Raw genomic sequence first — 10614 nt, 5'->3', positions numbered from 1 at the left:
GGGGAGGTCTCCTCGCGGGCCTCGTCGGTGCGGAGGGCTGCGGAGAGATCCTGCTCGGTGGTCATCGTGACTCCTCACGGCGGCGGGCGGCCCGACCCGCGGCGATCCAGCCCACCATGCCACCAAAGGCCACTACGGCGAGGAAAATCGCGGCAATCAGGGGCGCGGTGTTCGGCGGGTCAGGGGACGTGGCACCGGCGGCGGTCACGTCACTGGACGATGGTGCGGGCTGAGGGCTCCGGCCCGGCCTGGCGGCGTCCCCGGCGTCCGGTCGCACGGAGGCGTCCGGCCGGGCCGAGGCATCGGGCCGCGCGGAGGCCCGCGGCCGGTTCGAGGTGTCCGGCCGGCCCGTGCCGTCCGGTCGCGCGGCGGCGTCGCGTCGTACGGACGTGTCCCGCGCATCCCGGTCCCGGCCGGTACGGGCGCCCTCGTCGGAGGCGTCGGTGGCGGGCGCGCGGTCCGGGCAGGCGCGCAGCTTCGGCACGGTGGGCGGTCCGGCCGCCCGCGCGTACTCCTCGGCCGGCTGGGCCCCCCGGGAACGCTGAAGATGAACGACGCCCTGCCGTACACGGTGTCGCCGCGCCGGTCGCTGATGTCGTCGGCCAGGCTCAACGCGGTCGGCATGACGCTCAGCAGGTGGTGCACGTTCCGCTCGGTCTCAGGGGAGAAGACCGGTTCGTGCGGCAGCCCTGCCGCGGTCAGTAGGCACGAGAACCCCGGCCTCGACCGCCGGACGGCCTCGTCGAGCTGCGCGAACACGCCCGGACCCCGGTCGAGGAAGGTGTTGAGGTCGCCGCGGGAGGCGCGCAGGGCGGCCGTGACCTTGCTGAGGTCGGTGATGCCGGAGGCCAGCTCGCCCCGCTTGCCGGCCAGCGTGTGGGTGAGCCGGGTGAGCTGCACCGCCAGGTCGTCGAGCACCTCGGTGTTGTCGGCGAGGGTGCCGGTCAGGGTGTGGGCGTCGTCGATGATGCGCCTGATCGCGGGCGCCCGGCCGTCGAGGGCGACGGCCAGCTCGTGGGTGATCGCCCTGGCGTCCTCGGGCGGCACGGCGGTGAGGAGCTTGCCGACGCCCTCGAACACCTTCTTGTAGTCGAGCGGCACGGACGTCCTGCCCAGCGTGATCGTGTCACCGGCCGCGAGCCGCGGGCCGCCCGCTCCGGTGGCGGGCGGCGAGAGCTCAACGTACGGCTCCCCGATGGCGGACTTGCGCCGCACCTCGGCCGAGACGCCCTTCGGCAGCCGGATCTCCCTGTCGATGTCGAGACCGACGACGATCTTGCCGGGCGCGAGCCGTACGTCTCCGATCTTGCCGACGCGGACGCCCAGGTAGGCGACGTCGAACCCGCGCACGAGGCCGGGTGACGAGACGAACTCGGCCGACACCCGGTACGGCCGCTCGATGGCGTCGAGCCGGATGATCGTGCTGAACGCCCACACCGTCATGACGACGCCCAGCACGACGAAGAACCCGAGGTTGACGTAGATGCGCCTGTTCATCGCGGCGGCTCCAGGAGCAGGCGGAAGTCCTCGATCCTGTTCGGCAGGGTGGGCCGGTCGGCGTCGCGCCGCTGGGGCACCAGCACACCTTTGAGCCACAGGTAGATCAGCACCTGCCCGTTGACCGTGATCGGCGGGGCGTCGATGAACTTCTGCAGCTTGGCCACCAGCGCCTTCAGGTCCTCCTTGCCGCGCTGCATGGCCGAGGAGATGGCCGCCAGCTCCCGCAGCAGCGTGCGCAACCGCGCGGCGTGCCGTGGGTAGACGGTGAGGTTGGCCTCCTTGGCGAGTCTGGTCAGCGCGACGACGGTCTTCTTGACGTGCTTGCGCCCGTGCGCGATGCGCGTGGTGGCGGCGGCGAGGGTGCCGGGCAGCCGGTCCAGTTCCGTGCCGCCCTTGGCGAGGTCGTCGCCCAGCTCGGCCAGGGTGTCGATGCTGGTGCCCAGGTCGCGGCGGGCTGCGGCGTAGGCGTCGGTGACCTCGGCGGTCTGCCTGATCAGCTTGTTGACGTCGTCGCCCTGGCCGGCGAACGCGGTCGAGGCGGCGTCCAGGACGGCGTTCACGTCCTGCGCGCCGAGCGCCTCGATGAGCGGCCCGGCCTTGGCGGTGACCTGCTCGATGTCCGGTTCGACGGAGGTGCGGGCGATGGTGGCGCCGCTCCTGAGGTAGGGCCCCGTGGACAGGTCCTTGCCCTTGGGCGGGGCGAGCAGCACGTAGTTCTCGCCCAGCACGGACGTCTTGGCCACGGTGGCGGTGCTGCCCTCCGGCACGCGGTGCTCCGAGGTGATGGACATGGTGACCCTGGCCCGGTAGCCCTGCAGCCGGATGCCGGTGACGGTGCCCACTCGTACGTCGGAGATCTGCACGCTGTGCCCCGCCACCAGGCTCTGCACGTCGTCGAAGACGGCGTGCAGAGTCAGGTCACCGGTAATCGCGCCGAGCGTCTGCAGCGAGCACGACGACGTCGTGAGCGACAGCACGAGCAGCCCGGCCAGTGCGCCCGCCCTCATCGCGGCCTCCTCTGGAAGGGGCAGTTGCTCAGTCCGGCGGGCAGGCACGGGACGTCGCCGAGGTCGAGCGAGTCGAACAGCGGAGCCAGCCACGCCCTGGTCAGCGCGTTCAGCACGACACGGATCTTGAGCACGTGCTGGTCCCTGTCCCACGAGTCGATGATCACGTCGGCGAAGTCGGCCGCGCCCTTGACCGCCTGCGCCGCGGAGGCGCTGTTGGCCCTGACGGTCAGGACCAGCTCGGCCAGGGTGCTTGCGGCCTGCGGGAGCCGCTGCGCGTACTGCTCGATGATCACGTCGCCGCGGCGGACGAAGCCGGCCATGCTGGAGACGAACCCGCGCAGCCGGCGCCGTTCCTCCGCCAGGATGGAGCTCGCCTCGGCGAAGGAGTCGATCGCGCCCGTCACCTGGCGTTCTCGCTCGTTGAGGCCGGTGGCCAGCCGGCTCAGCCCTTTGGCCAGGGCGACGAGCTGCTGGTCCTGCTCGGCGAGTACGCCGGTGAGCCTTGAGGTGTCGCTGACGGCGTCGCCGATGGTCTTGCCGCGTCCCCTGACCCCGTCGGCCAGGTCGCCGGCCACGTCGCCGAGCTTCTCGTCGTCGAGCGCGTCGGTCAGCTCGGTGAAGGCGTCGAGCGCGTCGTCGATCTCCACGGGAAGCTCGGTACGCTCCAGCGGGATCGTCGCCCCTGGCTGGACGCGCCGGTCGCCGGGCTTCCACGGGGGATAGAGCACGACGTTGCGCTCGCCCAGCGTGTTCTGCGGCGCGACCACGGCCTTGACGCCGGCGGGGAGGGGCACGTGGCGGTCGACGCGGAGCGAGACCCGTACGCGGTCGCCCTCGATGCCGATGTCGTCGACGTAACCCGCGTCGAGCCCCATCACCTTCACCCGCGCCTCCTCGTAGAGCGAGGGCGCCTTGCTGAAGAGCGCCACCAGCCGGTACGGCTGCGCGCCCGGCACGGAGCAGCCCGATGCGAGGAACGCCCAGGCCAGCAGCGCGGTGACGAGCCGGGTCATCGGGCGGCCCTCCTGTCCTTGGCGATGGCGGCCAGCACCTCGGGGTCGATGGGACCGAGGCCTGTCGCGATGGCCTCCAGCCACGGGCCCTGGCCGCCCATCGTGGACAGGCCGGAGAACGTCGGGCCCGCCCACGCCAGCAGCGAGTTGAGTTGCTTGTTGTCGTCGCCGAGCCTCGTCGTGACGGCCGCGTTGTCGTCGAGGACCCGAACGAGGCTTTTCTCGTGCCGGTCGATGAGCCGGGTCGTGCTGCGTACCAGGTCGCTGCCGTCGCCGAGGAGGGTACGCAGCTCGGCGCGGCGGTGGCGCAGCTCGGCCAGCATGACCTCGATGGCGTCGACCAGTCGGGCGAGCTGCTCGTCCTTCTTCTCGATGATCTTCATGATCCTGGTGCCGTTGTCGAGCAGCCGCCGCAGCTGCGGCTCGCTCTTGCTGATGGTCTCCGACAGGTCGCCGACGTTCTCCAGCAGCCGGGTGACGCGGCCGCGCTTGAAGGCGTCGATCTTGCCGAGCTCGGTGAGCAGCTCGTCCACGGCTTCGGTGTCGAGCCGTTCGACCAGCCGGGTCGCGTCGTTGATGGCGTCGTTGACGAGGGTGGGCACGCCGGTCCGCGTCACGGGGACGCGCCGCTGCGCCTCGGGCAGCTGGTCGAGGTAGGGGGGCGTGACCGGGCCGGTGAGCTTGACGTAGCGGCCGCCGAGCAGGTTGGACAGCGCGATGTCGGCGCGGGTGCCGCGGCCGAGGCGTACGTCCTCGTCGACCTTCCAGGTGACGACCACGTGCCCGCGCGCGTAGTCGGGGCGCACCTCGGTGACCTCGCCGACGCGCACGCCCGCCACGCGCACGTCGTTGCCGGTGCGTACGCCGCCGGAGTCCACGAAGATCCCGGACATGTGGTAGCCGCTCTCCAGCAGCCCCAGCGTGCCCACGAGGAAGGTCGCTACGAGCAGCGTGGCCAGCGTGGCCACCGACACCAGGCCGACGGCGATCTTGTTGCGGTCGCGGAAGGACTTGAGCGCCATCAGTCGCCCACCAGCAGTTTCTGGAGGTCCTTGGAGCTCTGCACGCGGGTGTTGCGCAGCGGCGGCGGCTCCTTCATCGGGTACGGGCAGGGCGCGGGCCCCAGCGCCACGCACGGGACGGCGGTGATGAAGTAGCGGCCGCGCTCGACGGTGGAGCGGGCGCGGGCGAACAGCGGCGGGAACGTGCTGACCGTCCTGCCGATGTCGTCCACGTTCCTCCTGATGCCGCCGGTCAGGCCGGACAGGTTGTCGACCAGCGCGCCGAGTTCGCCGGCGTTCTTGCCGAGCACCTCGTTGGAGGTGTGCACGGTCGCCGACAGCTCCACCAGCGCGTCGTCGATGAGCTCGCGGTTGCCGGCGAACGCCTCCGTCAGCGTGACGAGGTTGTCGACGAGCTGCTCCAGCTGCTTGTCGCGCCTGGCGACCACGCCGGAGACGGTGGCGTAGTCCCGCAGGAGCTGTTCGATGGTCTTCCTGCGGTCGTTGACCGTGGCGGTGATGGCGTTGACGTTGTCGAGCAGTCTCGGGATGTTGCGGTCGTTGCCCTTGAGCGACTTGGCGGCGGCGGTGAGCAACTGGTTGATCTGGTCGGGGTCGAGGCTGCGGGTGAGCGGGCCGAGGTCGCCGACCAGCTCGCCGATGTCCACGACGGACGTGGTACGGGCGATGCGCGACCCGGGCGGCAGCATGCCGGGCGCGGTGCCGGGCAGCAGGTAGATCACCCGCTGGCCGATGGCGTTGCGCCAGCGGACCGCGGCCTCGGTGTCGGCCGGTACCCTGACCGTGTCCTGCACCTCCATGGTCACCTCGGCCCGGCCGTGAACCACCTTGATGGCGTCCACCTGGCCGACGGGCGCGCCGGCGATCTTGACCTGGTCGCCCTCCACCAGCCCGGACACGTCGTCGAACGTGGCGACGAGCCGGTAGCCGCCGCCCGTGCCGACCCGGGCGATCTGCACGCTGATCACCACGATCAGCGTCACGGTCAGGCCGATGAAGAGCACGAACGTGGCGAACGTCCACCAGCGGCGGGTGCGCTCCATCAGCGCCTCCCGTCGGTGGGGCCGCAGGCGCCCACGATCAGCTCGCAGACGTCGGTCGCCACGAACGCCTCCACCTGCAGCTGGCGGGTGCCGCCGGGGCCCGGCGCCTCGATCAGCTCGTTGAGCAGGTCGACCAGCCGGTTCAGGCCGCGCACTCCGTCGCCGGCCAGCCCGAGCTGGGCGTAGATGAGCGCGGCGACCCGCTCGCCGGAGTGCACGCCGGCCCGCAGGTTGCTCCGGTGCCTGGCCAGCCCGTGCGCCGTCTGGCCGCTGACCGAGGTGACCTCCCGCAGCAGGGCCCGTACCTTGTCCGCCCGCTCCAGCAGGTCGGGAGTGATCACGTTGACGTCGGAGGAGATCCCGGTGATCTCGTCGCCCTTGTCCGACAGCGCGGTGCCGAGCAGGGCGCCGTCGCGCAGGAACCGCCTGGCCCTGTCGCGGTGCCGGTGGGCGACGCCGACGAGAGCGCCCGCGTCGGTGATCAGCTCGCGCAGGTGTTCGCCCTTCCCGTCGAGGCCCTTGGCCAGGGTGTGCACGATGACCGCGACCTCGCGAGGGTCGACGGCGTCCAGGCCGCGGTAGGCGGCGCCGAGCGTGTCCGACAGGTCGAGCGGGCCCTCGGTGTCGGTGATGACGGCTCCGCTACGGAGGTAGGGGCCGGTGGTCTCGCCGGAGCCGGGCTTGAGGTTGACGTACTTGGGGCCGAACACCGACGTGGGCTCGACCGAGGCGACCGTGGAGGCGGGCACCCTGACGCCGGGCTCGACGTGCATGGTCACCACGGCGTCGCCCTTGGCGTCGAGCGACACGTTCGTCACGTCGCCGACCGTGATGCCGCGGATCTTGACGGGGGAGTTGGCGTCCAGGCCCTGCCCGGCGCGGGCGAACACGGCGTCGATCCTGGTGCCGCTGATCTCGGTGGCGGTGCGTACGACGTACAGCGTGGCTGCGGCGAGCACCACGAGCAGGGCGAGCGCGACGCCGGTCCGCGCGGGGAGGGAGAGGTCGGATCGGCTCACCGGCTCACCCCGTCAGCGGGATGTTGCCGCCGCCGCCCCAGAACAGGTACGACAGCAGCAGGTTGAGCAGCACGATCGTGACGATCGACTGGCGGATGGCGCGGCCCGCCGCCACGCCCACGCCCACCGGCCCTCCGGTGGCGTGGAAGCCGTGGAAGCAGTGGATCACGATCACCGCGAAGGCGAACACGCCCACCTTGGAGACGCTGAACAGGATGTCGCTGACCGGCAGGTACAGGTAGAAGTAGTAGTCGTAGACCCCGGGCGCCAGCCCGAACAACACCGTGCACATCAGCCGCGTGGCGAAGAAGCTGGCGAACAACGCGATGAGATAGATCGGCATCAGCGCCAGCAGCGCCGCGACGACGCGGGTGCAGACGAGGTAGGTGAAGGCGTTGATGCCCATCACCTCCAGCGCGTCGATCTCCTCGGAGATGCGCATCGCGCCCAGCTCCGCCGTGAACGACGAGCCGACCTGCGCCGCGAGGGCCGTGGCAGCGATGATCGGGGTGATCTCGCGGACGTTGGCGAACGAGCCCACCAGGCCCATGAACGACTCCGCGCCGATCGCCTGCAACCCCTGGTAGCCCTGCAGCCCGACGGTCGCGCCGACGACGAACGCCATCGTGAACACCACGAAGACCATGCCGCCGCCGATGACCGTGGCCCCGACGCCGACCACGACGTCGCTGACCTGCCTGACGACGACCTTGGCGTACTTGAGCCGCAGCACCACGTCGCGTACGGAGTAGAAGAGCACCTTCCACACGAACAGCGGCCAGTCGGCCAGCGACGCGAACCGCTCGGCGATGTCCCGGCCACGTAAGGCGAGCCTGGGGCCCGCCGTGCGCGTCATGGCCATCAGAGCGACCTCGGCGGGTAGGCCAGGAAGTAGACGGCGGAGATCACGTAGTTGAACGTGAACACCAGCATGAACGTCACCACGGTCGACTGGTTGACCGCCCGCCCCACGCCCACCGGGCTGCTCGCGCACGTCATGCCCTTGTAGCAGGCGACCGCCGCCGCGATGAACCCGAAGATCCAGGCCTTGAACAGGGTGACGTACAGGTCGGAGGCGACGACCAGCGACAGCGCGCCGTCGAAGTACGCGCCGGGTGTGACACCCTGCACGATCACGTTGAAGAAGTAGCCGCCGCTCGCGCCCGCCAGGATGACCAGCGGGCACAGGCACACCGCGATCGTGCTGGCCGCCCACATGCGCGGGGTGACCAGCCGGTGGATCGGGTTGACCGACATGACCTCCATCGCGCTCAGCTCGTCGCGGATGTTGCGCGCGCCGATGTCGGACGTCATCGCGCTGCCTCCGGCCCCCGCGATCAGCAGCGCGCTGGCCAGCGGCGCGACCTCGCGGATGAGGCCGACGAAGACGGCGCTGCCGGTGGCCGAGCCCGCGCCCAGCTGCCAGGCCAGCTCGCCCACCTGGAGCGCCACGGTCGCGCCGAGCGGCAGGGAGACGAGCAGGACGGGCACGCTGGTGACGCGGGCCAGGAACCAGCACTGGTCGACGAACTCCCACCACCAGCGGCGTACGTCCCAGCTGCGGCGCAGCCCCTCCAGGACGATGACGAACAGGTCACCGACCTGGCCGAGCACCGACCCGGCCCTACGTCCGACGAACCCGGACAAGGCCATCAGCTGACCACCTCCGCCGCCTACGGATCAGTCACCCTACTGACGGGTTGACCGGCAGTCGATGCTCTGGCGGGAATTTGAGGAAAAGGTATGAGACGCAGCTCACACCTTGTCAGCTCCGCACGAAACGTGACCGGCCCGTTACGCCAGGGTGGCCATCCAGGACTCGATCTCGTCGGGGTGGCGGGGAAGCCCGCCGGACAGCAGGGCGGCGCCGTCGGCGGTCACGACGAGGTCGTCCTCGATGCGGACGCCGATGCCGCGCAGTTCCTCGGGCAGCGTCAGGTCGTCGGGCTGGAAGTACAGGCCGGGCTCCACGGTGAGCACGTGGCCCTCCTCCAGCACGCCGTCCAGATAGACCTCCGCCCGCGCCCGTGCGCAGTCGTGCACGTCGAGCCCGAGCATGTGGCCGCTGCTGCACAGCGTGTAGCGCCGGTAGAGGCCGCTCTCCATGAGGGAGTCGGTGGAGCCCTTCAGCAGGCCCCAGTCGCGCAGGCCGTCACAGATGACGCGCATGGCCGCCAGGTGGAAGTCGCGGAAGCGGGCGCCCGGCCTGAGCGTGGCGATGGCCGCCGTCTGCGCTTCGTACACCAGCTCGTACGCCTGCCGCTGGACCGCGTCGAAGCGCCCCGAGATCGGCAGCGTACGGGTGACGTCGGCGGTGTAGAGGGTGTCGGCCTCGACGCCCGCGTCCATCAGCAGCAGGTCGTCCGGCGACAGCCGGCCGTCGTTGCGGATCCAGTGCAGCACGCAGGCGTGCGACCCCGCGGCCACGATGCTGTCGTAGCCGGTCGCGTTGCCCTCGAGCCGGGCCCGCAGCCCGAACACGCCCTCCAGGTAGCGCTCACCGCGCGGGTGCCCGAGGGCCTGCGGCAGCGCGCGGACGACGTCCTCGAACCCGCGTGCCGTCGCGTCCACCGCGTGCCGCAGCTCTCCCAGCTCCCACTCGTCCTTGACCAGCCGCATCTCCGACAGGAAGGACTCCAGCTCGGCGTCGCCGCCGCCGCGCGCAGCCCGCGCGTCCACCGAGGCGTCGACGCCCCTCAGGACCCTGGCCGGGCGGCCCTCCAGCTCCAGGTCGCGGATGTGCGCGCAGCGCAGCTGGTACATCTCCTCGGCCTCGGCCAAATCGGGCCGGGGCCCCGCCCAGAACTCGCCGTAGCGGCGGTCGCGGTAGAACTCCTGGCCCTCCTCGCGCGGGGCGCGCGGCCTGACGTACAGCACCGCCTCGCCGGACGGCTCGATCACCAGCACGTCGTCGGACTCCGACGCGCCCGTCAGGTAGGAGTACGCGCTGTGCGGCCTGAACCGGTAGTCGCTGTCGTTGCTGCGCACCTTGAGCGTGCCCGACGGGATCACGAGCCGTTCGCCGGGGAAGCGCGCGGTCAGCGCGGCGCGGCGCTTGGCGGCCCACGGCGCGATAGGCCGTGCGCTCACCTCGCCCCGCCGGGACGGCGCCCAGCCGGTCCGCATGAACGCGGCCAGCTCGTCGGTTACGGGCAGGTCGTGGCTTCCGATGTTGAGCGGCTCGGTCATGCGGCGGTCCTTCGGATCTTCGTGTCGTACGTGGATACGGCAGGCAGCCTACGGGACCGCATGACTGCATCCTCGGGGGGCAGTTTGCCGTGACGCGGGGGTTGGAACACTGAGGGGCAGAGGTGGTGCGGATGCTCATCGGGACGATTCTTCGCGGCAAGGGCAGTGAGGTCACGACCGTGACGCCGGCCGCGACCGTGCGGGAGTTGCTCGCCAAGCTCGCCGAGCACAACATCGGGGCCGTCGTGGTCTCCAGCGACGGGGCCGTCATCGAGGGCATCGTGTCGGAGCGCGACGTCGTACGCCGCCTCCACGACCGCGGTGCCGCGGTGCTGGACGACCCCGTGTCCGCCATCATGACCGCCGAGGTCCACACGGTCGGCCCCGGCGAGAACGTCGAGTCGCTGCGGCGCACCATGACCACCGAGCGGGTCCGGCACATGCCCGTGGTCGACGGCGGCCGGCTCGTCGGCATCGTCAGCATCGGCGACGTGGTCAAGAGCGCGATCGAGGAGCTGGAGGCGGAGAAGGCGTCGCTCGTCGACTATCTCCATCGTTGACGGTGATGGGACGCTGGGTCCGTGATGTACGGGCCTCCTCCTCCACCTGAATATCCCCGGGCGACGAGCAGTCCGACGATCATCTTGCTCGTGTCGGGGCTCGCCGCCCTCCTCGGGTTCCTGCTGGGGGTGTTCGTGGGGTTCGGGGCGAGCACGTCGACGCAGGCGCCGCCGCCCAGGATCACGGTGACGACCGAGGTGACGGGCGCTCCCGAGCCGACGGCGACGCAGCCCGTCCCGTCACAAGAGGTCCCCTCC

The 10614-nt window shown here is 71.1% G+C and carries 10 protein-coding genes; 1 reads left to right on the top strand and 9 read right to left on the bottom strand.

The features are described from left to right. Window positions 1-204 precede the first annotated feature (204 nt). The 9 genes from E1267_RS39795 to E1267_RS39755 all read right to left on the bottom strand — a co-directional run bounded on the left by E1267_RS39795 (window position 205) and on the right by E1267_RS39755 (window position 9796). Window positions 205-1497 carry an MlaD family protein gene (locus E1267_RS39795; protein ID WP_246064585.1) on the bottom strand — a complete coding sequence of 431 codons (1293 nt, stop codon included), beginning with the start codon at window positions 1495-1497 and terminating at the stop codon, window positions 205-207. Continuing rightward, window positions 1494-2507 carry an MCE family protein gene (locus tag E1267_RS39790; protein WP_132340843.1) on the bottom strand — a complete coding sequence of 338 codons (1014 nt, stop codon included), beginning with the start codon at window positions 2505-2507 and terminating at the stop codon, window positions 1494-1496. The genes E1267_RS39795 and E1267_RS39790 overlap by 4 nt, the downstream gene beginning before the upstream one ends. Further along, window positions 2504-3523, bottom strand: a complete 1020-nt coding sequence (locus tag E1267_RS39785) for an MCE family protein (RefSeq protein WP_132340841.1) — start codon at window positions 3521-3523, stop codon at window positions 2504-2506. The genes E1267_RS39790 and E1267_RS39785 overlap by 4 nt, the downstream gene beginning before the upstream one ends. Further along, complete coding sequence (locus tag E1267_RS39780; RefSeq protein WP_132340839.1) at window positions 3520-4545, bottom strand: MlaD family protein; 1026 nt, start codon at window positions 4543-4545, stop codon at window positions 3520-3522. The genes E1267_RS39785 and E1267_RS39780 overlap by 4 nt, the downstream gene beginning before the upstream one ends. Further along, window positions 4545-5588: an MCE family protein gene (locus tag E1267_RS39775; protein ID WP_132340837.1), complete on the bottom strand. Its 1044-nt coding sequence runs from the start codon at window positions 5586-5588 to the stop codon at window positions 4545-4547. The genes E1267_RS39780 and E1267_RS39775 overlap by 1 nt, the downstream gene beginning before the upstream one ends. Next, complete coding sequence (locus E1267_RS39770) at window positions 5588-6607, bottom strand: MCE family protein (RefSeq protein ID WP_132340835.1); 1020 nt, start codon at window positions 6605-6607, stop codon at window positions 5588-5590. Before E1267_RS39770 ends, E1267_RS39775 begins: the two co-directional genes overlap by 1 nt. Window positions 6608-6611: 4 nt before the next feature. After that, window positions 6612-7469 (bottom strand): ABC transporter permease, encoded by an 858-nt coding sequence (locus E1267_RS39765; protein WP_132340833.1) that lies wholly within the window; start codon window positions 7467-7469, stop codon window positions 6612-6614. Next, entirely contained in the window at window positions 7469-8260 is a 792-nt protein-coding gene (locus tag E1267_RS39760; RefSeq protein ID WP_165960066.1) for an MlaE family ABC transporter permease, read from the bottom strand. Before E1267_RS39760 ends, E1267_RS39765 begins: the two co-directional genes overlap by 1 nt. A gap of 141 nt (window positions 8261-8401) precedes the next feature. After that, window positions 8402-9796: an aminopeptidase P family protein gene (locus E1267_RS39755; protein ID WP_132340831.1), complete on the bottom strand. Its 1395-nt coding sequence runs from the start codon at window positions 9794-9796 to the stop codon at window positions 8402-8404. A 131-nt stretch (window positions 9797-9927) separates the two neighbouring features. On the opposite strand from E1267_RS39755, the gene E1267_RS39750 reads away from it, so the two are divergent. After that, window positions 9928-10356 carry a CBS domain-containing protein gene (locus E1267_RS39750; RefSeq protein ID WP_132340829.1) on the top strand — a complete coding sequence of 143 codons (429 nt, stop codon included), beginning with the start codon at window positions 9928-9930 and terminating at the stop codon, window positions 10354-10356. The last annotated feature ends 258 nt before the right edge of the window (window positions 10357-10614 follow it).

This window comes from Nonomuraea longispora, from assembly GCF_004348345.1.
Classification (GTDB): Bacteria; Actinomycetota; Actinomycetes; order Streptosporangiales; family Streptosporangiaceae; genus Nonomuraea; species Nonomuraea longispora.
Note: the sequence above shows the minus strand (reverse complement) of the source record. Positions and strands in the feature narration are given on the sequence as shown.

What these genes read in the sequence shown, in the direction of transcription:
- E1267_RS39795 (WP_246064585.1), bottom strand. Translation starts at nt 1,497, where the DNA reads ATGAACAGGCGCATCTACGTCAACCTCGGGTTCTTCGTCGTGCTGGGC.
- E1267_RS39790 (WP_132340843.1), bottom strand. Translation starts at nt 2,507, where the DNA reads ATGAGGGCGGGCGCACTGGCCGGGCTGCTCGTGCTGTCGCTCACGACG.
- E1267_RS39785 (WP_132340841.1), bottom strand. Translation starts at nt 3,523, where the DNA reads ATGACCCGGCTCGTCACCGCGCTGCTGGCCTGGGCGTTCCTCGCATCG.
- E1267_RS39780 (WP_132340839.1), bottom strand. Translation starts at nt 4,545, where the DNA reads ATGGCGCTCAAGTCCTTCCGCGACCGCAACAAGATCGCCGTCGGCCTG.
- E1267_RS39775 (WP_132340837.1), bottom strand. Translation starts at nt 5,588, where the DNA reads ATGGAGCGCACCCGCCGCTGGTGGACGTTCGCCACGTTCGTGCTCTTC.
- E1267_RS39765 (WP_132340833.1), bottom strand. Translation starts at nt 7,469, where the DNA reads ATGGCCATGACGCGCACGGCGGGCCCCAGGCTCGCCTTACGTGGCCGG.
- E1267_RS39760 (WP_165960066.1), bottom strand. Translation starts at nt 8,260, where the DNA reads ATGGCCTTGTCCGGGTTCGTCGGACGTAGGGCCGGGTCGGTGCTCGGC.
- E1267_RS39755 (WP_132340831.1), bottom strand. Translation starts at nt 9,796, where the DNA reads ATGACCGAGCCGCTCAACATCGGAAGCCACGACCTGCCCGTAACCGAC.
- E1267_RS39750 (WP_132340829.1), top strand. Translation starts at nt 9,928, where the DNA reads ATGCTCATCGGGACGATTCTTCGCGGCAAGGGCAGTGAGGTCACGACC.